The 25,788-nt window shown below is 62.2% G+C and carries 24 protein-coding genes; 13 read left to right on the top strand and 11 right to left on the bottom strand.

The features are described from left to right. Positions 1–135: 135 nt before the first annotated feature. The gene (locus P8L30_14595) at positions 136–1,050 is read right to left on the bottom strand and encodes a hypothetical protein (GenBank protein MDG2241430.1); all 915 of its coding nucleotides are present in this window, start codon (positions 1,048–1,050) and stop codon (positions 136–138) included. Next, positions 1,047–2,576: a benzoate-CoA ligase family protein gene (locus P8L30_14590; protein ID MDG2241429.1), complete on the bottom strand. Its 1,530-nt coding sequence runs from the start codon at positions 2,574–2,576 to the stop codon at positions 1,047–1,049. The genes P8L30_14595 and P8L30_14590 overlap by 4 nt, the downstream gene beginning before the upstream one ends. Before the next feature lie 109 nt (positions 2,577–2,685). Between P8L30_14590 and P8L30_14585 the strand changes: the two genes are divergently transcribed. From P8L30_14585 to P8L30_14550, 8 genes are all read left to right on the top strand, one after another. Further along, positions 2,686–3,441 (top strand): creatininase family protein, encoded by a 756-nt coding sequence (locus P8L30_14585; protein MDG2241428.1) that lies wholly within the window; start codon positions 2,686–2,688, stop codon positions 3,439–3,441. Further along, positions 3,438–4,211 carry an SDR family NAD(P)-dependent oxidoreductase gene (locus P8L30_14580; GenBank protein MDG2241427.1) on the top strand — a complete coding sequence of 258 codons (774 nt, stop codon included), beginning with the start codon at positions 3,438–3,440 and terminating at the stop codon, positions 4,209–4,211. The genes P8L30_14585 and P8L30_14580 overlap by 4 nt, the downstream gene beginning before the upstream one ends. Further along, positions 4,208–4,621, top strand: coding sequence for a RidA family protein (locus P8L30_14575; GenBank protein ID MDG2241426.1), 414 nt, complete (start codon positions 4,208–4,210; stop codon positions 4,619–4,621). The genes P8L30_14580 and P8L30_14575 overlap by 4 nt, the downstream gene beginning before the upstream one ends. Before the next feature lie 6 nt (positions 4,622–4,627). Next, positions 4,628–5,425 (top strand): enoyl-CoA hydratase family protein, encoded by a 798-nt coding sequence (locus tag P8L30_14570; protein ID MDG2241425.1) that lies wholly within the window; start codon positions 4,628–4,630, stop codon positions 5,423–5,425. 17 nt (positions 5,426–5,442) lie between these two features. After that, positions 5,443–6,600: an acyl-CoA dehydrogenase family protein gene (locus P8L30_14565; protein ID MDG2241424.1), complete on the top strand. Its 1,158-nt coding sequence runs from the start codon at positions 5,443–5,445 to the stop codon at positions 6,598–6,600. A 4-nt stretch (positions 6,601–6,604) separates the two neighbouring features. After that, positions 6,605–8,935, top strand: coding sequence for a bifunctional salicylyl-CoA 5-hydroxylase/oxidoreductase (locus P8L30_14560; protein MDG2241423.1), 2,331 nt, complete (start codon positions 6,605–6,607; stop codon positions 8,933–8,935). A 636-nt stretch (positions 8,936–9,571) separates the two neighbouring features. After that, positions 9,572–10,357, top strand: coding sequence for a tryptophan 2,3-dioxygenase family protein (locus tag P8L30_14555; GenBank protein MDG2241422.1), 786 nt, complete (start codon positions 9,572–9,574; stop codon positions 10,355–10,357). Continuing rightward, positions 10,354–11,538, top strand: a complete 1,185-nt coding sequence (locus P8L30_14550; GenBank protein MDG2241421.1) for an aminotransferase class V-fold PLP-dependent enzyme — start codon at positions 10,354–10,356, stop codon at positions 11,536–11,538. Before P8L30_14555 ends, P8L30_14550 begins: the two co-directional genes overlap by 4 nt. Positions 11,539–11,564: 26 nt before the next feature. On the opposite strand, the gene P8L30_14545 is transcribed toward P8L30_14550, so the two are convergent. From P8L30_14545 to P8L30_14510, 8 genes are all read right to left on the bottom strand, one after another. Further along, positions 11,565–12,008 (bottom strand): MOSC domain-containing protein, encoded by a 444-nt coding sequence (locus P8L30_14545; GenBank protein MDG2241420.1) that lies wholly within the window; start codon positions 12,006–12,008, stop codon positions 11,565–11,567. Positions 12,009–12,042: 34 nt separating this feature from the next. Beyond that, the gene (locus tag P8L30_14540) at positions 12,043–12,474 is read right to left on the bottom strand and encodes a cupin domain-containing protein (GenBank protein ID MDG2241419.1); all 432 of its coding nucleotides are present in this window, start codon (positions 12,472–12,474) and stop codon (positions 12,043–12,045) included. Next, positions 12,471–13,856, bottom strand: coding sequence for a Xaa-Pro peptidase family protein (locus tag P8L30_14535; GenBank protein ID MDG2241418.1), 1,386 nt, complete (start codon positions 13,854–13,856; stop codon positions 12,471–12,473). The genes P8L30_14540 and P8L30_14535 overlap by 4 nt, the downstream gene beginning before the upstream one ends. A gap of 433 nt (positions 13,857–14,289) precedes the next feature. Then, entirely contained in the window at positions 14,290–14,541 is a 252-nt protein-coding gene (locus tag P8L30_14530; GenBank protein ID MDG2241417.1) for a zinc ribbon domain-containing protein, read from the bottom strand. Positions 14,542–14,560: 19 nt separating this feature from the next. Next, complete coding sequence (locus P8L30_14525; GenBank protein ID MDG2241416.1) at positions 14,561–15,715, bottom strand: serine hydrolase; 1,155 nt, start codon at positions 15,713–15,715, stop codon at positions 14,561–14,563. Beyond that, positions 15,715–16,692, bottom strand: coding sequence for a polysaccharide deacetylase (locus tag P8L30_14520; GenBank protein ID MDG2241415.1), 978 nt, complete (start codon positions 16,690–16,692; stop codon positions 15,715–15,717). The genes P8L30_14525 and P8L30_14520 overlap by 1 nt, the downstream gene beginning before the upstream one ends. A gap of 65 nt (positions 16,693–16,757) precedes the next feature. Then, entirely contained in the window at positions 16,758–17,534 is a 777-nt protein-coding gene (locus P8L30_14515; protein ID MDG2241414.1) for a carboxypeptidase-like regulatory domain-containing protein, read from the bottom strand. Further along, positions 17,531–18,487, bottom strand: coding sequence for a PhzF family phenazine biosynthesis protein (locus P8L30_14510; GenBank protein MDG2241413.1), 957 nt, complete (start codon positions 18,485–18,487; stop codon positions 17,531–17,533). Before P8L30_14510 ends, P8L30_14515 begins: the two co-directional genes overlap by 4 nt. Positions 18,488–18,570: 83 nt before the next feature. Between P8L30_14510 and P8L30_14505 the strand changes: the two genes are divergently transcribed. From P8L30_14505 to P8L30_14495, 3 genes are all read left to right on the top strand, one after another. Beyond that, positions 18,571–19,104, top strand: coding sequence for a metallophosphoesterase family protein (locus P8L30_14505; protein MDG2241412.1), 534 nt, complete (start codon positions 18,571–18,573; stop codon positions 19,102–19,104). A gap of 68 nt (positions 19,105–19,172) precedes the next feature. After that, entirely contained in the window at positions 19,173–19,625 is a 453-nt protein-coding gene (locus P8L30_14500; protein MDG2241411.1) for a hypothetical protein, read from the top strand. A 274-nt stretch (positions 19,626–19,899) separates the two neighbouring features. After that, on the top strand, positions 19,900–21,786 hold the full coding sequence (locus P8L30_14495) for a gamma-glutamyltransferase family protein (GenBank protein ID MDG2241410.1): 1,887 nt from the start codon (positions 19,900–19,902) through the stop codon (positions 21,784–21,786). A 67-nt stretch (positions 21,787–21,853) separates the two neighbouring features. On the opposite strand, the gene P8L30_14490 is transcribed toward P8L30_14495, so the two are convergent. Then, entirely contained in the window at positions 21,854–22,711 is an 858-nt protein-coding gene (locus tag P8L30_14490; GenBank protein ID MDG2241409.1) for an MBL fold metallo-hydrolase, read from the bottom strand. A 304-nt stretch (positions 22,712–23,015) separates the two neighbouring features. Here P8L30_14490 and P8L30_14485 point away from each other — a divergent pair, with 304 nt between their 5' ends. Next, the gene (locus P8L30_14485) at positions 23,016–23,942 is read left to right on the top strand and encodes an MBL fold metallo-hydrolase (GenBank protein ID MDG2241408.1); all 927 of its coding nucleotides are present in this window, start codon (positions 23,016–23,018) and stop codon (positions 23,940–23,942) included. 673 nt (positions 23,943–24,615) lie between these two features. Beyond that, the gene (locus tag P8L30_14480) at positions 24,616–25,737 is read left to right on the top strand and encodes a serine hydrolase (GenBank protein ID MDG2241407.1); all 1,122 of its coding nucleotides are present in this window, start codon (positions 24,616–24,618) and stop codon (positions 25,735–25,737) included. Positions 25,738–25,788 lie beyond the last annotated feature (51 nt).

Below are 25,788 nucleotides of genomic sequence, written 5' to 3'. Positions count from 1 at the left end.
ATTTCCTCGACTCTACGAGCCGAGCCACCCATCCCAGGGAGAGTCCCCTCAAGGCACCTCCACCAGACGCGACGAAGACGGGCCAGGTTTCCGCGTCGCGGCCTCAACCCCCTGTTGATGCGTTTCTTATCAGTGCTACGACCCGCTTTCGTTCCACGCCGACCACCATAGAACTGACAGCATGGCTCCTCCGGAAGCTAGCCGCTCGGCAGCGAAGTCGCGGGTCTCGGGGTTGAGCGGACCGTCCGGATCGAAACCGACGTCCCGATCCAGCCGGTACAGGGCCTCGACGTTGTCGCTCGACTCTTGAATATGCTCCATGACCATGGCTCGGCTCCGGCCCGTGGCGTCGGTCGGCGCACTGCGTGGCATGTGCCGGTTCACATCGGCTTGCGTGACGTGTGCTTCAACGAATAGGCGCTCAAAACGGCTGTGGAAGTCGCCACCACCCGAGTATCCCTCGGGGTTCGGTACAGCATTACCGAGAGCGTCCGAGCCCCTCCACCCATTGAAGTGGATTGTCGAGTGATGGGGCTGCGAAGCGTCTGTGACGTAGTGACCGAGTACCCCTGCATCGTTGATGATGCGTTGTTCGATCCAGCCCCGTCTAGTCGGATCCGTCTCGTTCCGCCACATGCGGAATTCCGTGACCACGCGCTGATACAGCTCGAGGATCCGGTACGGGAGGAAGCCGGCGTCGCGTTCGGGTTTGGGCAGCCCCGCATCGTATAGTGCCTTCAGATACGTGAACCGGTCCGGAGCGTCGAGGGCACCGGTGGGCACATTCTCCATGTCGATGTAGTGGTCGTACGAGAAGGCTTGGTCCATTTCCCTCATGCTGAAGTTGCGCCACCGATCCGGCTCAGGGTCCAGATACACGAGCTGTTCTCCCGCGGACCTGAAGAAGTCGGGCATTGAAGCGGGCAGGGCGAGCACTGCCGCGTGGGCTGCCATTTCGTGGCCGAGGAATCCCCAAGGAAGCGGATGTGCGTCGTCGCTCGTGGGGCCTGTGCTCACAGCGAGTGTCATCAGAAGCGCATATGCGGTCATGACTGTGCTGCCTCTCTAGAGAGTTTGCCTCGGTCCACTTTGCCGAGGTGTGTTCTGGGGAGATCGTCCATGAAGGTCACTTCACGAGGATACTTGTATGGTTCCAATCGGGTCCTGGCCCACTCCTGGAGCACTGCGGCTAGTGCGCCGCCCGGCGTGTGGCCGGTGGCCACGACCGCGAACGCCTCCGGCTTGATGAGTCCGTCCGTGCTACGCACACCCACAACGGCGACTTCTTGCACGGCCTCGTGCTCGAGTAGGCAGTTCTCCAGTTCGCCGGGGGACATCCACTTCCCACTCACTTTGAGCATGTCGTCCGCGCGGCCGCAGTAGGTGACGTAGCCGTCCGCGTCCATGCTGATCATGTCCCCCGAGACGTACCAGTCACCGACGAATGCCTGGCGGGTCTTTTCGCGCTGCTGCCAATATCCCGAGGCTCGGGAATCACCTTTCACCCACAGATAGCCGACTTCGTCCGGTCCTAGGACTTCGCCGTCCTCACCTCGCACCTCGACTTGGAAGCCCGGGACGACCTGCCCCAGCGTGCCGGGCTTCACGTCGCCCGGGCGGTTCGAGATGAAGATGTGCCACATCTCCGCTGTGCCGAGGCCGTCCAGAAGCGGGACGCCGCACAGTGCATTCCAACGGCGGTGGAGTTCTGCGGGTAGCGCCTCGCCGGCAGAAGTCACGAGGCGGATGGACGAGAGGTCCTGGTTCGGTGCGTCCGGATGGCCCAACAGGTGGTTCACCATTGTGGGCACGTTCGCGAGGATGGTCGGCTTGAATGCCTCGATTTTTGCGAACAGAGTTTCCGCCGTGCACCGCTCCGGGAAGAGGACTGCGGTCGCCCCGACGCTGAACGGGAAGAACAGATTGATGCCCATCGCGTACCCGAAGAAGAGCTTGGGGACGGAGAGGGTGACGTCGTCCGGTGTGATGCCCAAGACGCCATGGCCGTAGAGCTCGGTCGTGTTTACGAAGGAGCGATGACTTTGAACGGCGGCCTTGGGGTGGCCTGTGGTGCCGCCGCTGAAGATCCAGATTGCGGCATCGTCTTCGTGGGACGGGAACGTGGGATGTGCATCGCTGTGTGCAGTCAGGGTCGCCGTGAAGTCTGGCGTGCCCACCCGGATGAAATCTGGTCGGTGGTCTGCCTCTGCGAGCACGGCTTGGAATGTGTCTGCGACTTCATCGTGCACGAGCGCCACCCGCGCCCGGATGTACTCATAGAAATACCTGATTTGGTTCGGCTTGAGTTGCGGGTTGATCATCACAACGACACCGCCAGCTCGGATGATCCCGAAGAGGGCCGCGACGAAGTCGAGCCCGTCCGGCATGGCGATCAACACTCGTTCTTCCGGCCGGAGTCCGGCTTCCACGAGCAGGTTGGCGTACTGGCCTGCGCGGGCATCGACTTCGCCGTACGTCAGAGCGCCATCTGCTGTGAGCAGCGCTGTTCTGTCAGCGAGACCTTCGGCAATACGGCTGCCGAGGAAGTGCTCGTAAAGGTTCAGGCGATCAGACACGGATTCCGGGGATAGCGAGTGGGAAGTGGTGCATGACGATACGCGCCCGCTAGAATATGGGTCAATCGAAGCCTCCTCCGATCGCTTTAATCCTGTAGCAATCGACGCCATGCCTGTGCATCGCCTAGCCGAAATGACGTGGGAAGACGTCCGTGACGCGGATCGTGCGCGTGCGGTTGCGATCTTGCCGGTCGGGGCGGTCGAAGCGCACGGGCCGCACCTGCCGTTGGGCACGGACGTGATCATCGCGGAAGCGATGGCGAGGCGGGGTGGTGAGAAGCTGTCCGATGCAGGATTTACCGCACTGGTCATGCCCCCACTGTGGTACACAGCCGCGGGCTTCGCTCGGAATTTTCCAGGGACGATCGGCGTGGACGGAGACACCGTGCGCCGCCTGATCCGTGAAATCGCAACGGCTTTGGCCGAACACGGCATTAAGACGTTGGCGATCGCCAATGCCCATTTGGACCCAGAAAATCTGGCCGCGCTTCGAGCTGCGTCAGGGGAGGCGCACGAGGGTGTGAACGTCGTGTTCGTCGACCTGACCCGACGCGCTGTGGCCGAACAACTCACGGATGAGTTCCGGACGGGCGCTTGTCACGCAGGGCGCTTTGAAGGAAGCGTCGTGATGGCCGAGGCCCCAGATCTGGTGAAGACTGCTGTAGCCGCCGAACTGGAGCCGAATCCCTCGTCGTTGTCCGACGCGATTCGTGACGGAGCCCGGACGTTTGCCGACGCTGGTGGGCCACGTGCCTACTTCGGATGGCCTGCCGACGCCACGACCGAGGAAGGTCGAGAGACCATCGAGGTCCTGGCTGGACTGTTGGCCGATGCAGTCATCGCCAGCGTGGAGACCTCGGCATGAGTTTATCCGGACGGACTGCGGTCATCACCGGCGGGGGACGGGGGATTGGGGCCGCCGCGGCGTTGGAGCTTGCACGTGCAGGGGTGTCGGTCGCCCTCGCCGCTCGGAACGAAGACCAAGTCGTGGAAACCGCCGCTGGGCTGCGTAAGGCCGGCTATACCGCGTTCGCCTTTCGCTGCGATGTAACCGATCCCAGGCAGGTTCGTGACCTCGCCATGTCCGCGCGTGAGACCATGGGTAGGGTCGACATTCTGGTGAACAACGCTGGGACTGCGACGTCGAATTCCCTCGCCAAGATCAAGTTGACCGAGTGGGAGCACATCATGGCGGTGAACGCCACGGGGACCTTCCTGTGCACTCAATCGATGATGCCTGAGATGGCGGAGCAGAGATGGGGCCGGGTGGTCAATGTCGCTTCGGTCGCTGGACTCAAGGGCGCAAAGTACGTCTCGGCTTATACGGCGGCCAAACACGCCGTCGTCGGCTTCACGCGATCGATCGCTGCTGAAGCGGAGGGGACTGGTGTCACCGTGAACGCAGTGTGCCCAGGGTATGTGGACACACCGCTCACAGACGAGACCATCGCCCGAATCATGGCGCGGACCGGGAAGTCGCGAGACGATGCCCTGATCGCGATTCTCGAGCAGTCGGGCCAGCCCCGCTTGATCCGGGCCGAGGAGGTTGCCGGCGCGATCCTAAAGCTCTGCGAAGACTCAGCCAGCGACACCAACGGCGAAGTCGTCATTCTCGATGGAAAGGACACCCCGTGACGTACGCGCACATCAATCCGGAAGAGCTTGGAGCCCCCAAGGGGTGGACCAACGGCATGTTGGGCCCGAAGAACGGGCGGATCTTGTTCGTGGCGGGACAGGACGCGGCCGAGCCCAACGGAGAAGTCACCACAGACGACTTCGTGGAGCAGTTTGACATCGTCTTGGCCAAGATGCTGACCGTGGTCCGAGAGGCTGGCGGAGGACCCGAAGACATCGGGCGTATGACCATCTTCGTGTCCGACCTGAATGCGTACCTTGAGGCGCGCGGCGACATTGGACCTGCCTACCGAGCTCACATGGGCAAACACTATCCAGCGATGGCATTGGTGGAAGTCAAACGGCTACTCGATCCGAGAGCCCAAGTGGAAATCGAAGGGACCGCAGTGATCCCCGACCTAAGCGTCTAGGAAATCATGTTCGAGCCGAAGTCATTCTTGTATTCACTGGATGCCGACACCGGCGTCGCGACGATCACGCTCAACCGCCCGGACCGGCTCAACGCGTTGACCTTCGAGGTCTACGACGAGCTGCGCCGAGCCTTCTACGTGCTGCACGATGAGAAGGATGTGCAGGTGGTCGTCATCACCGGCTCGGGTCGGGCGTTTTGTTCGGGTGGAGACGTCGAAGACATCATCGGTGCGTTGTTCGAGCGGGACTTCCGTGGCCTGCTCGAGTTCACACGCATGACGTGTGACCTGGTGCTGTCGATTCGCCGATGCCGCAAACCAGTGATTGGTGCGCTGAACGGAACTGTGGCCGGCGCGGGTGCGGTCATCGCGACCGCGTGTGACATGCGTGTTGCGGCCGAGTCGGCGAAAATCGCCTATTTGTTCACGCGCGTTGGTCTCTCCGGTGCGGACATGGGTTCGGCGTGGATGCTTCCAAAGATCGTGGGCATGGCTAAGGCGAGTGAGTTGCTGATGACCGGCGACTTCATTGGCGCTGACGAAGCGCATCGGATTGGCCTCTACAATCGTGTCGTTCCAGATGGCGAAGCACTAAGTGCAGCGACCAAGCTCGCCGAGAAGCTGGCGCGAGGGCCGTCCTTCGCGATCGAGATCACGAAAGACTCACTCAACCGCGAAGCCAGCATGGATTTGGAAGGCGCGCTCGAAGCCGAAGCGCAGATCCAAGCTTCGTTGATGCTGCACCCCGACTTCCGTGAGGCGTACGAAGCCTTCGTCGAGAAGCGCGACCCCAATTTCCTCTAGAAGGCGTTTTCGCACATATGCTCGATCTTCGTCCCGTCCGAGCTTTCTTAGATTCTGAGCACGAGGCATGGGCCTGCACAGCGGCTAAGTTCGCTTCCGCTGAACTCGCCCGAAGGCCGGAGCCCGTAGATGACGACGCGGGACGCATTGAAGCCCGAGACGTGCTCTCGGCCATGGGCGCGGCCGGCCTGCTCGACCCGATCGGGACGCTTGACCTACGCGCGTGCTGCCTAGCTCGGGAGGCTATTGCCGCCGCATCGCCGCTGGCGGACGCGGTATGGGCGCTGCAAGGACTCGGCATCACGCCGCTTCTGCTCGCCGGCAGTGATCGACTCAGAGAGCAGTGGGCACCCGGTGCGCTCGCGGGCGAGATCATGTCCGCCTTCGCGATGACCGAGCCTGATGCTGGATCCGACGTCGCGTCCATGAAGACGCGGGCGGTGCGGGACGGCGACGATTACGTCCTCGACGGTCACAAGTGGCTCATCAGCAACGCGGGCATCGCCGACTACTACGTGGTCTTTGCTTCGACCGACCCAGAAGCAGGGAGCCGGGGCATCTCGGCGTTCCTGGTTCCGGCCGAGACCGAGGGCCTGACGTTTGCCGGAGCCCAGGTGATGAGTGCGCCGCACCCGCTCGGCGAACTGCAACTGACGGGGTGCAGAGTTTCCGCGACGAACCGAATCGGGGAAGAGGGTCGGGGGTTCATGCTGGGAATGGCCACGCTGGATCAGCTTCGCCCGACTGTGGGGGCCGCAGCGTGTGGGATGGCACAGCGCGCGATCGACGAGGCGCTAGCCCACGCCATGGGTCGTGAACAATTCGGAAAACCGTTGTCCGACTTTCAGATCATTCAGGACAAGCTCGGCCGGATGGCCATTGATCTGACTGCCTCGCGCATGCTGGTTTACCGCGCGGCGTACGAGAAGGACCAAGGCGCGGACCGGATCACCGTCGAGGCTGCCATGGCGAAGGCTTTTTCCACTGAGGCCGCACAGCGCATCATCGACGACGCCGTGCAGATTTTGGGTGGGCGAGGTGTTCTAGCGGAGCACCCGGTGGATCGGCTGTACCGTTCGGTGCGTGCGCTGCGGATCTATGAAGGGACCACTGAGATCCAGCACCTGATCATTGCCGGCGCGATGGTCGCGGAAGCCAAAGCTGCCAATGGCTGACCCGATGAAGATTGCCGTCGTAGGGGGCGGCCCGTCGGGCCTCTACTTCGCGATCCTCATGAAACGCGCGGACGCTGCGAATGAAGTGGTGGTGTTCGAGCAGAACAAGCCGGACGACACGTTCGGGTTCGGCGTGGTGTTCAGCGATGCGACGATTGCGGAGGTCGAGAGCGCGGACGAAGCGACGTACCGGGCTATCACCGACCACTTTGTGCATTGGGACGACATCGACGTGCACTACGGTGGGGAGGTCGTCCGCAGCACAGGGCATGGTTTCAGCGGTATGAGTCGGCAGACGCTGCTCACGGTGCTGCAGGGTGTGGCCGCGGAGATGGGGGTCGATGTCCGTTACGAGACTCGTGTTGATGACCTCGAACAGTTCGGCGCGTACGATCTCGTCGTGGGCTCCGATGGGGTGAATTCTCGGGTCCGCGAACTGCTCGGGAATCGAGTGCAGCCCACCTTCGATTGCCGCCCGAATCGCTTCGTGTGGCTCGGGACGACCAAGCCGTTCCCGGCGTTCACGTTCTACTTCCGTGAAAATGAGCATGGCCTTTGGCGTGTGCATGCGTACCAGTACGAACCCGGCCATTCGACGTTCATCGTTGAGTGCACGGAGGGCGCCTGGAAGGCGGCTGGTATGGACACGGCTACCGAGGAGGAAACGCTCGCGTACTGTGAGGTGCTCTTCGCGGAAGAGTTAGAGGGTCACGCGCTCACCGTGAACAAGAGTGTGTGGCGTAGTTTTCCGACCATCCGATGTGGTGCCTGGTCTGCGGACAACGTCGTGCTCATGGGTGACTCGGTTCACACCGCACACTTTTCTGTGGGCTCCGGGACGCGCATGGGAATGCTGGACGCGATTTCGCTGCGGGCCGCGTTGATATCTGGATGGGCGGAGGTAGAGCCCTTGGGAGGGTCGACCAATGGGTCGGGCCCCTCCATGGCGGATCGGGTCAGACGCGGTTTGATGGCTTACGAGGCCGAGCGACGCCCTCAAGTTGAGTCTCTGCAACGCGCCGCCCAGGCGAGCCTCGAGTGGTTCGAAGATGCCGAGCGGTACATGGATCTCGATCCGGTGCAGCTCACTTTCACGCTTCTGACGCGCAGTCTGCGCATCACGCATGAAGATCTACGTGTCCGCGATCCGGCTTTTCTGGCTCGAGTGGATACGTGGATTGCCGAGGAGGCTGAGCGGCAGACTGGCACACGTGTGCCAGTCGACCCGCCACCACCGCCCATGTTCACGCCGTTCAAGATCCGGGATTTGGTGATTCCGAATCGGGTCGTGGTGTCTCCCATGTGTCAGTACTACGCCGAGGATGGAACGGTGGGTGATTGGCACATGCAACACCTCGGGAGCCGCGCGGTGGGTGGTGCTGGATTGGTCTATGCCGAGATGACGGACATCTCCGCGGATGCGCGGATCTCAACCGGATGTGCGGGCGTGTATAAACCCGAGCATGTTGATGCTTGGCGGAGGATCGTGGACTTCGTGCACGGACATTCCGCAGCCAAGATGGCGATCCAATTGGGTCACGCGGGACGGAAGGGTGCGACCAAGGTCATGTGGGCCGGCGACTCGGAACCGGTGCAGAAGGACGGTTGGGACCTCATGTCCGCATCTCCGATCCCGTACTTCCCGGATCGGAGTCAGACCCCGCGTGAGATGACGCGCCGAGATATGGACCAGGTGGTTGCTGAGTACGTGCGTGCCACCGGGTACTCCGATGCGGCGGGCTTCGATCTCCTCGAGATCCATATGGCGCACGGGTACCTGCTCGCGAGCTTCATCTCTCCACTCACCAACGAGCGCACGGATGAATACGGGGGCTCACTCGAGAACCGCATGCGCTTCCCGTTGGAAGTCTTCGACGCGTGCCGCGGCGTGTGGCCCGAGCACAAACCCATGAGTGTGCGTGTGAGCGCCGTGGACTGGGTGCCCGGGGGAATGGGGCCGGAGGACGCGGTTCATGTGGCCCGGCTCCTGCGCGAGCACGAGTGCGACATCGTAGACGTCTCCGCGGGGCAGACCGTGCCGTATCAGAAGCCGGTTTACGGGAGGCTCTTTCAGACTCCGTTCGCGGACAGAATTCGGCACGAGGTCGGCATCTCGACGATGGCGGTGGGGAACGTGTCGTCGTGGATGGACGTGAATACCATCATCTCCGCAGGCCGGGCCGACCTGTGCCTGCTCGCCCGAGCTCACCTGTTCGATCCGTACTGGACGCGCCATGCGGCGCACATGCTGGGCTACGAGATGGAGTGGCCTGACCCGTACAAGTCGGTCAGTCGGTACACGCCGCGCTTCGAGTTCCACTTCGGGGGCGAGTAGGCCCTAGGCCCTGCCGGTCATCAGCAGGAAGAAGTACATCAGATAGATGCCGAGCATGGCTCCGCCCAGCCTTTGGCCGATCGACATCTTCCGCATGGTGACGACGGTCGACATTCCGCTCCGGCGAGCATGAGCGGAATGTCCACCGCCATGACGTGGGCTGGGACCGTGAGTCCTCGGAGGCTGGCGAGCGACGACGCACCCATGATACCCAGGCTGTTGAGGACGTTGCTCCCGATCACGTTCCCGACTACGACGTCCGCCTGGCGCTTCGCGGCGGCCACTAAGATCGTTAAGAGTTCGGGTGCCGAGGTGCTCATCGCGATGACGGTCAGGCCGATCACTGGGTTCGAGATGCCGAACCGTTCACCGGTCCCGATGGCCCTGGCGCGCCATACATCACGCGCAGGGCGGTACGTCAGCAGGCCCAGCGAAAACATGCTGACCCGCGACACCGCACGAGCGCGAATACGAGCTTGGTCCGAAGGTCCATACCTTCAAATACCGGGCGAAGGGGAGAGAGAAGCCACAGACTAGACACCTTAGGGGGGCTGTTTTTGTGCCCGTCCCGTGGCGAGCGTGTCCTCTTTTCGCCATTTTTGGGCATCGGAAAACGCACTCCAAACCAGCATGTCGATGTCTGAAGCGGTCACATACGGTAAGTATCTGAAGATCGACGAGCTGCTGAACCTCCAGCAGCCGCGTGACGAAGTGGAGCACGACGAGATGCTCTTCATCGTCATTCATCAGGTCTATGAGCTCTGGTTCAAGGTGATCCTTCATGAGCTCGACTATTGCTGCCGGCTTCTTTCAGAAGGTGATGCCGCGAGGGCGCTGCACACGCTCAAGCGGGTGCTGACCATTCTGAAAGTCTTGGTCGCGCAGTTGGACATTCTCGAGACGATGACGCCGACGGAGTTTCGGACGTTCCGGGAGCGCCTCGAGAGCGCGAGCGGCTTTCAGTCGGATCAGTTCCGGGCCTTCGAATTCGCTCTGGGCAGGAAGACACGGGCATCTCTGGACCGCTTCGCCGAGGGAACGCGCGCCCGCGCCGGTCTCGATAAACGGTGGAAAGCGCCGACGATCTGGGACTATGTGATCCGGTACCTCGCAGGGGTGGGGTACGACATACCAGCCGACCAGCTCGAGCGTGACGTGACGGCCCCGATCGAGGCGTCCGAGGCGGTGCAGGCTGTTCTGGTGAAGATTTATCGAGAGGATCCCGCCAACGCCGACCTGTGCGAGCGCCTTGTAGACCTGGATGAGGGCGTGCAGGAGTGGCGCTACCGCCACGTAAAAATGGTCGAGCGCACGATTGGGATGAAGCATGGGACGGGCGGATCTGCAGGGTCCAAGTACCTGCGCACTACGCTCAACAGCCCGGCGTTCCCGGACCTCTGGGAGATCCGGTCCCAGTTGTGATCTCTCTTGGCGAGCTCCATTCATCTCCCAATGCCCTGGCGCCCTATTACTCGGCGTTCCGGGTCTCGGAGCGACTGCTTCTCACGGGGCATTCACACCAAGCGTGGCCGGACGCCGGATTCGAAGGCCAAAAGCAGGCGTGGTCGGATGCTGCTGAGTTCGTGGATCAGAAGTGGGACGCGGCGACCGCGAAGTGGGCGCGTGTTGGTGAAGGGTACCGTGAGCGGTTAGGAGGTTGCTCCGGAGACATTACCCTGGACTCGAACACCCATGCATTGCTGCTGCGGTTCCTGTCTGCGCTGCCGCTCCGGGAGCGACCGCGTATTGTCACGACAGACGGCGAATTCCACACGATCCGCAGGCAGGTCGATCGCTTGGCTGAGGAAGGCATTGAGGTTGTGAAGGTGGCGGCGGATCCGCTGGACACGCTGTCCGAACGACTGGCGGACCAGGTGGACGACCGCACCTCGTGTGTACTCGTCTCGTCCGTGTTGTTCGGCACCGGTCTCATTGTGCCTGAGCTCCAGCAGATAGCGGCTGCATGCACGAAGCACGGTGCCGAGATGATGGTGGATGCCTACCACTCCCTGGGTGTCGTCCCGTTTTCGTTGGACGGAATGGAGCAGGCGTTTGTTCTGGGCGGGGGCTACAAGTACATGCAGCTCGGTGAAGGGAACTGCTTTATGCGGGTGCCCGAAGGCTGTGAGATGCGCCCTGTGATCACTGGCTGGTTCAGTGAGTTTGCCGAGTTGGCGGACGCGAAGACCGAGGGCGAAGTCCGCTACGGAAAGGGCTTCATGCGTTTTTCTGGGTCCACGTTCGACCCGACGTCTCAGTATCGCGGAGCCGCAGTGCTCGATTTCTTTGCGGAGCAGGGGCTCTCGACAGAACTCCTACGCTCGGTCAGCCAGCATCAGGTGGGGCTGCTCGTTGAGACATTGGAAAGCCTAGATCTGGACCCGGCGATGGTGTCGATCGATGCCGGGGTGCCGCTCGAGAGCCGAGCAGGTTTCCTGACCGTGCGGGCTCCGGATGCTGAGGCTCTGAGCGTTGCGCTCCGCGAACACGGCGTGAGCACGGACGCGAGGGGAGACCGGCTGCGCTTTGGTCCTGCCCCTTACTTGAGCGACGCGCAGGTGGTCCAGGCGATGGAGACGTTGCGTGAGGTCGTGCCCCGTTAGGGACCGGCCGTAGCGTTTCCGGGCCGTCAGTCCGTGGGCGCTTCTAGCTCCGCGGCGTCCCCGACCGAAATGGAACCGCTCTGAATCACCGCGCCGTGCGCGCCACCGGCCCACTTCAGGTCGAGCGTACCACGGAGTCCTGGGCACTGCTCGTCCATGAGTTCGCAGGGTCGCGTTTCTCCGCGTAGACGGATCTTCACTCTGCCCACGGTTAGCACATGGCCGCGTGTGTTCTCGAGGCGGATGCCGCTGACCATGATGTTCGCCCGGCGCATGGCCGGGTCGGAGTCGGGTAGGCTGTCTTTGATCCGATCAAAGACTTCTTTCTCGATGACCGAGACCTGGCGCGTCGCGCCGAAGTTGGCGTCGCCTTCGATGCCTTTGCCTTCCAGGGCATCGACGCTTTGTGCCGCGTCCATCACTCCGCCCTTGGACCGCTTCGTCCAGATTGCTTCGACTCGTCCGCTCATTGCCACTCCTTAGGTCTCGCTTCCTCGTGCGCCTTCAGCCCGGCCGACGCTCCGACGGATAGTCTCTAATGCTCTCCCACTCCGACGCGTCCGATCTCGCCACTACGGCGATCACGGGCTCTGTGTCGCTGAGGTTGAGTACCTCATGCGGCACTCCAGGTTCGATGAAGATGAAGTCTCCGGCCGAATTTTCCATGGATTGCTCGAGATTCTCGCCGTACTCGTGGCGCACGTTGCCTTGAAGAATGAAGAGCATCACCTCGAAGTCCACGTGGATGTGCGCGTAGGCGCACGCCCCCGGCGGCACGGTGGCGACGTTCATCGAGAGCTTCTTGGCTCCCACGTTTTTCGCCGAGACGCCCGTCTTGTACCGAATCCCGTTCCATCCACGGTGGGTGTCTGGGTTACGAACGCAGAGAATGCCGTCGCCGTCTTCCACGGTATGGGTCAGGTCTTCGGTGCTCATCGGATCATCGCCTCGAGTTCTTCGGGTGTGCGGGGGAGTGCGGAAGTGAGCACTTCGGCTCCGTCCTCCGTGACAAGGATCACGTCTTCTACGAAGACCGCGATGTCGATGTCGTGGTTGTAATACCAGGGCTCAACGGTGAAGACCATACCCGCCTCAAGCGGGATGTCCATCAGGGCCGGGTCCCCGGAGGACATCCCGATGTGATGCCCGAAGAAAGACGGGGTCTGCATGTACTGCTCTTCGTGGTCCGGGATGTTCTCGTACGCGATGGCGGTGAGCTCAGCCAACGTCACGCCTGGCCGAACGGCCGCGATGATGGCATCTGCCGCGTTCGTGCTCACCAACATCTTCTCGCGCTGGATGTCAGTAAACGTGCCCCCGACCGGGAAGGTCCGACCCACGTCGCTGATGTACCCGTCGACTTCGCAGCCCACGTCGAGAATCACTAACTCGTCACTCTCCATAGGCCGGTTCCTGCGGTCGTAGTGAGCAGCGAGCACGCGCCATGGCCACAGGCTGTTCGGGCCGGACTTGATGATGGGGGTGAACGGAATCGCGGCGGAGCCGAACGCACGGCACGCCTCTTCGAACGCGCCTTGGATGGTCCGTTCGTCTACACCCGCTCTCACACGATCCGCGCCCGCCCGGATACCAGCCATCGTGGCGTCCGCTGCGATCTGCATGTGCTGGGTCTCCGCCGGACTCTTGATCATCCGCACCCGTGCCATCGACTCGAATGCGTTGATGAAGTCGGCGCCGGGATAGTCGGCGCGCAGCCGGAAGATCATTGATGCGATCGGGTCCATCACGCCCAGAAGAGGTGGTTCCGGGGCGGGGACCTCGCCCACCCGACCCGAGTTCACCCGCAGGGGTGTGCCCGCGGCGATCCGTTCACGGAGGAACGCATCGAACTCCGAGATGTCCCGATACGTTCCTATGCCAGCAATGCCGCGTAGCTCGTAGTCGTTAAGCAGGGGACGCCCAGGGAAGTCGTTTCGCCGGCCAGGGTTCTCGAAGCGGGCGTCTCGCGCCGGCATGAAGAGGGTGGCTGAGCCACCGGGCGGATTCGAGTCCAGCACCAACATGGAGCCCGGCACTTCCAGTCCCGTCAGATACCAGAAATCGTCCAGCTGCCGGAAGGTGCCGCCGTGGGGCGCTCCGTCCCCACCGGGGATCAGGAGAATCCCGCCGCCCGACTCTCTGATGTGATCCGTGAGCCGGTCCCGGCGGAACTCGTACTCCTGTGGCCTGAAGTCGAGACGGGCCCAGTCCGTGTACTTCTGCTCCGGGGTCTGCGCTTGCAGCGGCCGTACGGCGAGCAGCGTCGTGAGCACGGCAGCAGCAGCGAGAATGCGTGTGGCGGGGACGATGGTGTGCATGAGCGAAAATGCGGGCGGGGGGATCGAGTGACTGCTAGGTTGCAGATCTGTAGGAAGACTCGCCACCCCGGAGCCTCAACTGGCCCTCCGTCTGCAAATCGACCTCGTCTACGATCCGGGCTGTCCCAACGTCGACCTCGCGCGTGAAGTACTCGCCGCTGCGTGTCGCGAGAGTGAGATCCCGGCCGTGTGGACCGAGTGGAACAGCGAGGACGCCGAGTGCCCGCCCCGTGTTCTGGGGTTGGGGTCACCGAGCATTTTGGTGAACGGGGAAGACGTAGCCCCCGGCCCCCATCAATGGACTCCGCGGGATCCAGCGCAGGGACCGCGATGCCGTGTCTACCGGAACGGCGACGCGTTGGTGGGGGCGCCTCCGATTGAGCGCGTGACCGCCGCCATCACTCAGGCGATGGGGCCAGAGGTCGTCTAACTCTTAGTGGTCGTCGTGGTTCAGTTCGTACTGCTGTTGCGTGTAGGTATTTTCAGCAGCCTGTGACGCGTCGCGCTTCTTGGCTGCTTTCATGCTGCGCGCCTTTGTGCCTGCGGAGTGGACCTGGGGCATGGAGAGCTGTTTCTCCAAGTTGGCCCCCTCGCAGGAGGGACATGCGGGGACGTCTTTCTCTTTTCGCACCCACGCTTCGAACACTTCTTGGCAGTCGCTGCAGATGTAGTCGTAGATCGGCATGTTCTCGGTCCCGGGCGGGTCAGCCCTCACCCTCAATCGATTCAAGCACCAGACGAATGAATTCGTCGACATGTTCCGCGCCGTCAACCCAGCGGGTCACCGTCACCAGATCGTTGTCACGATCTATATAGATGATGTTCGTGGAGCCCGCACCGTTGGCGTAGAAGACAGAACCCGGCGCGGAGGGGAGCTGGGCCTGGTCCGTGTTCAGCCACCACATGTACCCGTAGTTGGATTGGATGTCCGCGGGCCGCGTGGCCATGTCGAACCATTCGCTGGATACCAGCTGTTCGCCGCCCCACCGGCCGCCACGAAGTGCCAGCAGTCCGAAGCGCGCGTGGTCTCGAGTGTCGATGATGAAACCGCCGCCCCAGTGACCGCCGCCGCTCACGGACTGCATTCGCTGCCCGTCGATCTCTGTCCAAGACGTCTCGTATCCGTGCCAGCGCCAGTCATCCGATGCGCCGATACGATCCATGATGCGCTCCTCCAGCACCTCGGGGAGCGGACGCGCGAAGAGATGCAGCAGTGAATACGCCATCAGGTTCACGCGCACGTCGTTGTATTCCCAGAACGTGCCCGGCGTCTGGAGCTCTCGGTCGATGCCCATGCGCCGGTCCGCTTGGTCCGGCTTGTCCCACAACGTGCCTTCCCACTCGCTGGTCTGCTGCAGCAGATGGTGCCATGTGATCTGGGCGTTGTGCGTGCCCGAGTAGGTCCCGTCCGTCACGTAGTCACCAATGTTGTCGTCCACATTGCGGATCAGGCCGTCATCGAAGGCGAGACCGGCCACCGTGGACAGGTAGGACTTGGTTACGGAGAAGGTCATGTCCTCACGGTCCGTGTCGCCAAACTCGGCGACGATGTAGCCGCCTTTCAGGACGATACCGTTCACGCCGCCCCGTTCCGCGGTCGGGCCGACGATGTCCTGGTATGGCTGGCCTGCAAAGCGGTCACGCAGGTAGACGCCAGGGTCGTTTGGGATCTGCGTGGTCTCGTGGGCGAGGGCGTAGTCGACGGCCTCTTGGAGCTTCGCGGCGCTCATGCCCGCCTCTCCCGGCGTTCGAACTGCCCAGGAAGTCGCCGTTGGGACGTAGGGCTTCGTGGCGTCCAGTGCTGGGGCGATACAGGCGCCGAGCACGAGGGCACTGCCAAGCACGAAGTTCCGACGCATCACTCGTTCATTCCCGCCTGCTCGCGCACATACAGGGCCGCTTCTTCATGTGTCCCGAACCAGACGCCGCCCTTGGCTTTCATGTGCTCGATGAGTCCCTCGAGCGCCACGATGCGCGACCGGTGTCCGCTTATGTGCGGATGCATGGTGAGGAGGAACATCGTGCCTTCTTCCCAGGCCTTGTCGAATTCATCGATCCAGACCTGCATCACGTCGCGGGGCGACGCATAGCTGTCACCGCGTGGGTTGAAGAGCGGCGCGTCATCGAGGATCCACTCCACGGGCAGCTCGACCATACCGGTCGGTACGCCGTCCGCGACGAGTTCGTACGGACGGTCGTCTGCCATGAGTGACGATTCGTACAGAAGGCCCAGCCGTCTCACGATGTCGAGCGTGTTCGGAGAGAAATTCCAGGACGGGGCGCGGTACCCCACCGGCCGGCGGCCCGTGATCTCCTCGATGCTCTCTATGGCCTGAACGAGCAAACGTTCTTCTGTCGGGGCGTCGAGTTCGGAGTTGCGTTCGTGGATCCATCCATGGACCGCGATCTCGTGCATACCTGACGCGTTGATCACCTCGGCCTGTTCCGGCGCGAGCTTCAGGCTCCATGCAGGGAAGAAGAACGAGGCCGGGACCCCCTCGGCATCCAACAGTTTCACCACTCGAGGAAGCGCCACTCGGGACCCGTACTGGCCTTGGGACAGCGGGCCGACACTCACCACTCCGTCGCGTAGGCCCTGAACCGTCTCGTTGTCGACGTCGAACGAGAGGAGAACCGCCACGCGCGCGCCGCCAGGCCACTCGTCAGGGTTCAGGTCACGGCCGGCTCGGACTTGGTTCACCGCACTGCGGACCGTCTCCTCAGACCAGTCCCATGGAGTCGGATCCGGGCCGTCTGCGGTGGAGGCACTGTCGGTGGCGGGTTGGCAGCCGGCGACGAGGATGGCTGTAGAAAGAAGGAGGGTCATACGATGCATAAGAAGCTCCGGGTTAGGATGGTCCCAGCCTACGGTGAGGGCGGGGTCCCGGCCAGCATCAGTGGCTAGCGGCGCTTGGTCCAGAGCATCAGTACGCCCGCTTCGCCACGCGTCCCGTACATGACGGCGCCTTCCGTGGGGAGGAGCAGCGCCATGGCATCGACTGTATTCGGATCGATGTGAAGAGCCTCGATGTTGTTCCAGGCCAGACCGTCGACGACCACAAGCGCGCATCGTTTCGCGCCGCCGAACGTGTTGGCGCGGCTCATGCTGATGCACAGCCCGATCGGGTCGCTGCCCGTGGTCGTGGCCTCAGGGCGGATCACGCGTACGCCCCCGAGTCCCTGCCATTCCAGAACACTGCCCACGTCGCGTTTCACCTGGACGGCTTCGATGTCCGCGCGGTCTATCCAACGATTGCCAAGGTCTCGGATGGGGAGTCCGGCAATCTCGAGCTGGGCCGCCGCTTCCACCGATGGATTGACCGCCACGTTGAGCCCTTCGAGGCCGATCGGGGCGGGCTGAAGGAGCATGTCCAGTTCGGCAGTGCCGTCAGCTTCGAGTGCCAAGAGCGGCGACTGGCCGGCGTGGTACCCGATGCGTGATGCCCGGAGTTGATACTCCCCGGCTTCGGGAGGAGAGATCGTGAAGCGACCCGCGATGTCGGACAGGGCCTGGGCGTGTTGCTCGCCGTCTTTGTCGACCAGGGTCACGATCGCCCCCCCGATGGGGCTCCCACGCTGCTCGTCTACGATCCAGCCCGAGATGGTTTGGGCACGGATTGGCCCCGCAGCCGCAAGAAAAGCTGCGGCCAATACGAGACCACGCCATATCAGGCTCACGGGTTGGGCACGTCCATTGTACCTGCGCTCACGAAGACCGCGCTGCCGCCCACGCGTACCGCCGTAGTCTCTCCGCCGGCTCGGTCCGCTTCTACATACAAAAGTGAGGGTCGACCCATTTCGATCCCCTGCTCGACAGTCCAGGAGAGCGAGCCTTCGTCGCGTCCGTCTGCCGCTGACAGGTAGCCGCCAAGCGCTGCTGCCGCCGAGCCTGTTGCCGGGTCTTCTGGGACCCCCGAGCCTGGTGCGTACATGCGCACGTGCACATCGACTGCGTCTCCTTCGCCGGACATGCACAGCACGTAGACATGATCCGCCCAACCTGTCGCGACGCCCATACTCTTCCACAGGGTCATGTCGAGCGCGGACTTCCGAACCGCGTCGATGCTCTTCACCGGGATGCAGTAGTAGGGCAGCCCACACGACACCATTTCTGGGGAGAGCCCATTCGGACCGCCGCGGCCGCAGGACGGCTCCACGTCGCATACGTCTTCCGCCGAGAGGCCGACCATAGCCGCGAGGTCAGCCGCTGAATGAGGAGCCGGTCGGTGCTCCGGAAGCAGCGCCGTCGTGAAGCGAGCGAAGACGGGGGTCCCGTTCTCGTAGCGGACCACGACGGGCACCGGTCCCACGTTCTCTTCGAGAACGACCGTGACCTCTCCGTTCCCCTCCAGCGGCCCCGCATGACCGAGCGCCGCCAGAAAAATTGCCGAGCCGACTGTGGGGTGCCCCGCAAAAGGCACCTCCCGTCCCGGCGTGAAGATGCGAACCCGGGCCGTGCCCTCGGGTGTTTCTGGGGGGCCCAGGAACACTGTCTCCGACAGGTGCATTTCTAAGGCGATGCGCTGCATCAGCTCCGTCGGGAGATGTGTCGCGTCGGTGAAGAGGCCTAGTGGGTTTCCACCGAAGATTTCTTCAGTGAATACGTCGAGGGTTTGGAACGGGAGATTCATGGAAGTGCAGAGGAGAGGGTACGCGTACCGGCTGGTCGTGACCTACCTTGGCTGCAGGAGACATCAGCGGCAATGGAGAGGGAATGCGCACGATTGGGGTGATTTCAGACACGCACGGCCAACTCAGGCCGGAGGCGCTGCAGGCGCTTGAGGGCAGTGACCTCATTTTGCACGCCGGAGATGTGGGAGGCTCCGACATCCTCGATGCCCTGAACCAGATCGCGCCCACCTATGCCGTGTTTGGCAACACTGACTATGGAACTCTTCGGGCTGCGCTCCCTCACTCGCAGGTCGTCGACCTCATGGCTGTGGATCCTGCCGGTGCGGACCAGCCGAATACGGACACCAACCCCGTACTCGCCTATGTACTTCACATAAATGAAGAGCTCGACCTGGACCCCCAGGCTGCCGGCATGAAGATGGTCGTCTTCGGCCACACACATGAGCCGTTCATTCGCGAGCGAGACGGTGTGCTGTGGATGAATCCCGGAAGCGCTGGGCCGAGGCGGTTCAGCCTGCCGGTGACGGTGGGGCGGGTCAGGATATCGCACTCGGACGGTGAAGCGTCGCTCGAGGCGGAGATTCTGGATTTGGGGTTGGACTCGGGCGGGGACTGAGCGGCACAGTAAAGACGACGGCCCATCCGTCCATGCCGTCGCCCACTGTTTGTGGGGATGGTCGATGGATGAAACGACGAATCGAAGCCGATCTAGGGCTCGAGCTCAACCGGCCGGTGTCCGGACATGCTGTACTCGCGCCGCAAGCGCGGCAGTGGCTCTTCGAACAAATGAGCCGAGGCATCTGGACGAGGCAGCTAAGTCGGAGAACCGAGAAGACCTATCTGGCCTGGATTCGCCGGTATCTGACGTGCCACGGCGGTCGTGACCCGGAGGGGCCGGGCCGTTGGAGGTCGAAGCGTTCGCTGAGCCTCTCGGGATCAGTTGAAGCTGAGGGCGAGTTCACAGAACCAAGCCCTCTCGGCGGTGATGGCTATAGCGCGGCTGCGATGGCCGGGTACCCGAGCATCACCGTCCCCATGGGCTTTGTCTCAGGGCTTCCGGTAGGGCTCCGCTTCTCCGCTTCTCCGGTGCTGCGTGGGCTGAGCGCCGACACTGCTTCGGCTGGCCTACGCCTATGAGCAGTCTGCAAAACACAGGAAACCGCCCACCTTTGCCGAGACATTCGTCTCGCTTTCCAGCGCCCGTCCTCACAAGCGTCCTGACGCGGGTCGGCTCGGTCGCCAGTCCGGTGCGTCCTGGGGTTGTTTGCCGACGATCCGTGCTCCAGAATCGTGACGCACTAGGCAGCGCACTGACCGTGCGAACATCGCCCCTTGTGGGCGGTATCGTGCCTCGCCGGCACCAGGCCTGGAGACCGAACGTCACGCTGGATAGAACGAGGAGCAAAGTGCCATGAGTAGAGAGAATAGATTCTGGGGCGTGATTGGTGGTGTCCTGATCCTGGCTCTGTTGGCACTGGGCAGGGTCCTCGACCTGGAGGCACCTGTCGAGGGGCAAGCGCAGAATCGCCAGGACCAGATACATCCGGATGCAGCGGGTCCTGCGGCTCAGTCTCTTTCCGTGTACCGACCGGCCGTTCAATTCACGAACGGAGCAGTCACCGCGGGTCATCCGCTCGCCTCGACAACGGGACTGAGGGTCCTGCTTCAGGGAGGCAACGCGGCCGATGCCACGGTGGCTACCTTGGCGACCCTGCACGTCGTGAGGCCACAGAGCTCGGGTACCGGTGGGAACGGCTTCATCACGATCTATGACAAGGCGACCGATCAGGTCTATTCGTTGGGCGCGACGGGGGCCGCCGCTCTGGCGATCGTCCCGGAGACGATGACGCGGGAGGCTCTGAATAGAGGGATTCGAGCGGGTGTGGTCCCGGGGCTGTTTGGAGGCTGGATCGCGGTCCTGGACCGCTTCGGCACGATGAGTCTCGCCGAGGTCCTCGAGCCGGCCATCGACTACGCGGAGAACGGGCACCCGATCGAAGCGTCCTTCGCCGGCTCCATCGCCCGATCCCAATCGTTCTTCGAACAGTTCCCGACGAGTGCGGGGGTTTTCTTGCCTGACGGAAAGGTGCCGGAGCCTGGGGAGATGTTCCGCATGACCGACCTGGCGAACACCTTCAGGCGGGTGGTGCAAGCTGAGCGACAGGCGCTCGCGGAGGGCAAAAGCAGATCCGAAGCTCTGCAGGCCGCCTTCGATCTCTTTTACAAGGGTGACATTGCCCAAGAGATGGCCCAATTCTACAGCGAAAACGGTGGTGACTTCACGCTCGACGATTTCGCCGCGTATGAGCCGATTTGGGCCGATCCGGTTCACACGACGTTCCGGGGTTACGACATCTACTCAAGTCCCTCGACGTCCCGAGGTGGCTTCGAAGTCGCCATGCAGCTGAACCTCGTGGAGGGCTTCGACCTCAGGGCAATGGGTCACAACAGCGCGGAGACCCTGCACATCCTTGCTGAGGCTATCAAGGTCGCGAAGTCCGACATCTACCACTATGTCGGCGACCCCAAGTTCACGGATATCCCCGTGGCAGGCATGCTGTCGAAAGAGTACGCGACCGAGCGCCGTGAACTGATCAGCCGGCTGGCAGCGATGCACTATCCGGAAGCGGGCCAGCCACCTCACTCGACAACCGAAGCATCGGCTTTGATGGCAGCCCCTCGTGGACCTCAGTTCGATGAGGGTGCCGAGGTAGGCGGTACGACCAGCTTTTCCGTGGCAGACCAATTCGGAAATGTGATAGCCGCAACGCCGACCCACGGTGGAGGGTTCGGCACTGGCGTGGTCGTCGGGACTACGGGACTGCTGTTCAACAACGGGACCCGGATCGGCTCGACCTCCCCCTATCCGGATGATGTCAACTACGTCCGCGGTGGACAGATTCCGTTGCTGAACAACTCCCCCGTCATTGTCATGAAAGACGGCGAGTTCGTCCTTGCGATCGGATCTCCCGGCGGCGAGACCATCGGCCAGACACAGTTCCAGGCCATACTCAACGTTCTGGAGTTCGGAATGTCGATCCAGGAGGCGGTGGCGGCGCCCCGGTTCGCCCTCACAGCGGCGCCGAACTTCTATCTGCTCGATGCAGAACTCGTCTTAAATCTTGAGAATCGTGTGGACTCTGACATCGTCGCGGCGCTCAGGGACATCGGACACACCGTAGAGCTTGCCGCTCCATACAGCCTCGGCAGCAATCAGGGGATCTTTCGGGACCCCATTACCGGGACTTTCTGGGCAGGAGCAGACCCGAGGCGAGTGGCCTACGCAGTGGGTTGGTAGGTGAGGGCGGTGCAGCAGAACCGCGAGTCGTTAGACGGCAAGCGACGCACTCTCGGGACGTGAACTGTCAGAGCCGATTGCCCCCCTCTCGGAGCATCCTCTCGAAGGCCTCGGTGACCCTAGCCACATAAGCGGTCCACCCGTCCGCGTCGAAGCACGTGACACATCTCGGATGGATGGGCAGAGATGGGTCGAGCTCCATCGGAGCTGGACTCGCGTGATTGTGGAGGAAGAGGTCGGGGGGCTCAAGCGCGTTCAGCCTCTCCAGCGTCCGTTTCGTATCCTCGACGACTGACGGGTGCCTAGGATTGTCGATGAGTTGAACGCCGGCGTTCGGGATCTCGCCGCCCCGGAATGCCACTGTGATTTCCGAGCCGTTCTCTTCCACCGTCGTCATCCACAAGGTCGCCCCCTGAGTGTGCCCACCCGTCAAGGTGCCCCGCAGCGTCACTCCGCCAAGCGTGACTGTCTCACCGTCACGGATGACGCGGTCCACTGCGACGGGCTCCCAGCCCCGGGCTCCCAGAGCCGAGTTGTCCTCCCCCGACTCAAGGGCCTGGGCATCTCCTCCAAGCGCCACCACCTGCGCACCGGTCACTCGCTTCATGGCGGCGTGTCCCCCCACATGGTCCCAGTGTGCGTGACTCGAGATCATGATTCGTACATCAGCGACGTCGAATCCGAGCCGCTCGATGTTCGCGAGGATGACCTCGTGCATCTCGGAGCTGCCCGTGTCGTGGAGTATGTGACCCTCAGGTGTGGTGATGAGGTAGGAGCCGAACTGCCCACCGACGTAGTAGATGTTCCCGATCACACGGATTGACTCAATCGTTGTGTCCACGTCTTGAACGCGCGCGGTCACGTCCGCTGGGGACATGAATGCGGCGACTACGGTGAACAGCAGCGGGACTCGCCCTGGACGCATGGAATCTCCTACCTAGACGAATGGGTCGACCTGAGAGTGGGACGGTGGATCCGCGGTGCGACCGCCTTGTCCGAACCTGAGATTCGTATTCTGAGACCGATGGACGACGATGGAAAGTCCGGCGGGCCTTGACGCTCTCTTGGCCCGATGGTCGCTTGCCGTGTACCAAGGAATTGCTGCTGTCCGCTGATGGCGTGAGGGTGATTCGCTGCGCTCGCCGGCAGCTACTAAGGTGCGGCAACAGAATTCCAAAGTCGTTAGGACGCTCCCTTTAGACCCGGCTGGCAATCCGATGAGCAGTGCCTTGAAATCAACACTCTTTCTGGCTGTTGCGATCGCGATGGCTGGACCTAGCGTAGATGCACAGGAGGGGGGAGCAGATCCAATTCGCTTCACGTACCTGGGGGCGGCCGGATGGGAGGTCAACGACGGGACTGTGACGGTCCTCATCGATCCTTACATCTCCCGCCTCAAGTACGGGGATGGCGTTCATCCGGAGGATCCGAGACCGAATTTCGCGCGGACGGATCCTGCCTGGTCCGATACAACGTTGATCGACGAGATCATCACCGTGGCTGACTTCATCCTCATCCACCATGGTCACTACGATCATCTCGGCGACGTCCCCTATATCGCGAAGAAGACCGGCGCGAAGGTCATCGGCACGGAGACCGTGATCACGATCCTACGGGCCTACGGCGTTCCCGAGGATCAACTCTATGCCGTGCAGGGGGGCGAAGACTATCAGTTCGATGGATTCTCTGTCAGAATCGTCCCAACGATACACTCGGCCCTTAACGAGAAGCGCTACTATGACTCTCGGCGCCTCACGGACGCGAGCACGCTGCAAGTGCCGCTCCGAATCGACCAGTTCATCGAAGGGGGCTCACTGAGCTTCTTGGCTCGATTCGCTCGCCATGATGTTCTCACTATGGGGTCTATGAACTTCATTGAGCGCGAGTACCAGGGCCTGAATCCGGATATCCTCTTGGCGGGTATCAACGGGTCTCGGTTGGGTCTATACAATTACGATGAGCGCCTTCTTCGGTCTACTGGGTACCCGTCGATCGTGATCCCGACCCACTGGGACAACTTCCGCCTCCCGTACGGTTACTCTCAGCAGGCGGACTACGAGCGCAACATCGTGCCGTTCGTTCAGGCTGCGGCAGACCTGGCGCCAGATTCACGAGTGATTTCACCTGTCCATCTGGAGCCGATCGTCATTAACTAGCTGCTACAATTTCTGGGTTGTGAGCTTCATAACAAGAAATTGCTGCCGTCGCGCGATGACGTAGAGGTTCCCGAATAACTCGGATTGCACCTCGCGACCCGTGGGAAGCATTCTAGTCGCGCAGCAGATTTTCAAAGTCGTTAGACGGCGCTTAACGCAGACATTATGGATGTCATGCCCAGCCTACTTAGGGAGCCGCCCACCTAAAGGAGGGAGGGCTGAGCCTCGGGCCGAGCGATCGTCGTGAAAAGGCGCTTTCGGGCCTTCTCTGGTGGCACCACCACATGTACGGAGTCGGTGCGATCGGGGACCTGCGTACTGCGCGGGTTTCGCACTTTAGGAAGCGGGCTCGCGTGGCGCACGGGACCTGCTCGCCTGGACGAGCCTGCAGGTTGGACCTAAGCTCGCATCTGCTACCTCCTCGGGTAGGGCGATAGCGAATCGATCACTCAGACTTTGTCTGTACGGGACCGGTGCATGTCAGATTTTGAGAGGAAGGCGGCCCGATTTCCACGCGGAGCGCGCGTCACGATGGCCGGTTTGAGCGCTGATCCCTACCCCATCCTCGCCGGATACGAATTCCGGAAGCCTACCGAGCTGTGGCTAAAATGGGATGACGGCCGAGGGTCGGTTCCGATCAGGTGCTTCCATCCATGTCAATTAGGAGAGACCGATGAGTAGGACTTCGAGATCTATGCTTCGTCTTGTCATCGTGGGCTGTCTGTTCTCCACTCTGCCAGCTTGTGCGCAGTCTCAGGCCCCCGTGTGGGGTGGGGAACTGGTTGAACGGATCGACTCCCTCGCTGAAGCGACGCTCCGCGACGGGCCGGTCGCTGGCTTGACCATCGGGGTGAAGCGCGGCGGTGACCTGCTCATGGTGAAGGGCTACGGCGTCGCAGACATCGAGAATAGCGTGCCGATGACCGCGGGGACTGTGTACCGGATCGGTTCTCTCACGAAGCAGTTCACCGCTGCGGCGGTCATGCAGTTGGTCGAGGCGGGTCAGATTGCTATCGACGATCCGCTGACGCTGCACTTGCCGGACTATCCCACCCAAGGATATGAGGTGAGCATTCGCCACCTGCTCGGTCATACGTCCGGAATCAAGAGCTACACGAGCCTCGGAGATGTCTTCTGGCGGAAGGCTGGCCTCTTGGACCTCTCCCATACCGAGATGCTCGCCCTATTCAAGGACGAGCCCTTCGACTTCGCCCCGGGTGAGGAGTACCGGTACAACAACTCAGGGTACTATCTGCTCGGTATGATCATCGAGGAGGTGAGTGGGGAGTCCTACGACGACTACCTCGACGCCCACCTCTTCGGCCCGCTGGGTTTGTCGCGTTCGTCCTATTGCCATGAGGCCCAGATCATCCCCGGTAGGGCGGAGGGCTATGAGCAGGGAGGGGACGGGCTTCTCAACGACGGGAGCATCTCTATGAACACGCCGGGAGCAGCAGGTGCGCTGTGCTCCACCGTGCCGGACCTACTGTCGTGGACCATGGCGCTGCGGAGCGGGCGGGTGGTATCTGAGGCCAGCTACCAGGCCATGACCACCTCAGGTCAGTTGAATAATGGCTCAGCCACCGGGTACGGTTTCGCTCTAGGAGTCGACGCTCTCGAGGAGCACTCCAGGGTGGCCCACACGGGCGGCATCAACGGTTTCAGCACCGTGATGGCACACTACCCAGAGTCTGATCTCGACATCGTGGTCCTATCCAACACAAGTAGTGGAGTTCCCGGGAAGATTGAGCGCAGGATCGCACGGTGGGCGCTGGGACTAGCGGTTGCAAACTGACGCAGAATTCCAAAGCCTTTAGATGGCACTCCCTTGGGAGCGTGCCGCCTG

It is taken from the genome of Longimicrobiales bacterium, assembly GCA_029245345.1.
Taxonomy (GTDB): Bacteria; Gemmatimonadota; Gemmatimonadetes; order Longimicrobiales; family Gaopeijiaceae; genus CALFPJ01.
This window is presented reverse-complemented; position numbering and strand designations above follow the sequence as displayed.

Coding starts and splice junctions, on each gene's coding strand:
- P8L30_14545 (MDG2241420.1), bottom strand. CDS start 12,008: ATGAGCGGACGAGTCGAAGCAATCTGGACGAAGCGGTCCAAGGGCGGA.
- P8L30_14510 (MDG2241413.1), bottom strand. CDS start 18,487: ATGAATCTCCCGTTCCAAACCCTCGACGTATTCACTGAAGAAATCTTC.
- P8L30_14540 (MDG2241419.1), bottom strand. CDS start 12,474: ATGAGCACCGAAGACCTGACCCATACCGTGGAAGACGGCGACGGCATT.
- P8L30_14595 (MDG2241430.1), bottom strand. CDS start 1,050: ATGACCGCATATGCGCTTCTGATGACACTCGCTGTGAGCACAGGCCCC.
- P8L30_14480 (MDG2241407.1), top strand. CDS start 24,616: ATGAGTAGGACTTCGAGATCTATGCTTCGTCTTGTCATCGTGGGCTGT.
- P8L30_14490 (MDG2241409.1), bottom strand. CDS start 22,711: ATGCGTCCAGGGCGAGTCCCGCTGCTGTTCACCGTAGTCGCCGCATTC.
- P8L30_14585 (MDG2241428.1), top strand. CDS start 2,686: ATGCCTGTGCATCGCCTAGCCGAAATGACGTGGGAAGACGTCCGTGAC.
- P8L30_14570 (MDG2241425.1), top strand. CDS start 4,628: ATGTTCGAGCCGAAGTCATTCTTGTATTCACTGGATGCCGACACCGGC.
- P8L30_14580 (MDG2241427.1), top strand. CDS start 3,438: ATGAGTTTATCCGGACGGACTGCGGTCATCACCGGCGGGGGACGGGGG.
- P8L30_14495 (MDG2241410.1), top strand. CDS start 19,900: ATGAGTAGAGAGAATAGATTCTGGGGCGTGATTGGTGGTGTCCTGATC.
- P8L30_14505 (MDG2241412.1), top strand. CDS start 18,571: ATGCGCACGATTGGGGTGATTTCAGACACGCACGGCCAACTCAGGCCG.
- P8L30_14525 (MDG2241416.1), bottom strand. CDS start 15,715: ATGCGTCGGAACTTCGTGCTTGGCAGTGCCCTCGTGCTCGGCGCCTGT.
- P8L30_14560 (MDG2241423.1), top strand. CDS start 6,605: ATGAAGATTGCCGTCGTAGGGGGCGGCCCGTCGGGCCTCTACTTCGCG.
- P8L30_14555 (MDG2241422.1), top strand. CDS start 9,572: ATGTCTGAAGCGGTCACATACGGTAAGTATCTGAAGATCGACGAGCTG.
- P8L30_14500 (MDG2241411.1), top strand. CDS start 19,173: ATGAAACGACGAATCGAAGCCGATCTAGGGCTCGAGCTCAACCGGCCG.
- P8L30_14530 (MDG2241417.1), bottom strand. CDS start 14,541: ATGCCGATCTACGACTACATCTGCAGCGACTGCCAAGAAGTGTTCGAA.
- P8L30_14520 (MDG2241415.1), bottom strand. CDS start 16,692: ATGCATCGTATGACCCTCCTTCTTTCTACAGCCATCCTCGTCGCCGGC.
- P8L30_14565 (MDG2241424.1), top strand. CDS start 5,443: ATGCTCGATCTTCGTCCCGTCCGAGCTTTCTTAGATTCTGAGCACGAG.
- P8L30_14535 (MDG2241418.1), bottom strand. CDS start 13,856: ATGCACACCATCGTCCCCGCCACACGCATTCTCGCTGCTGCTGCCGTG.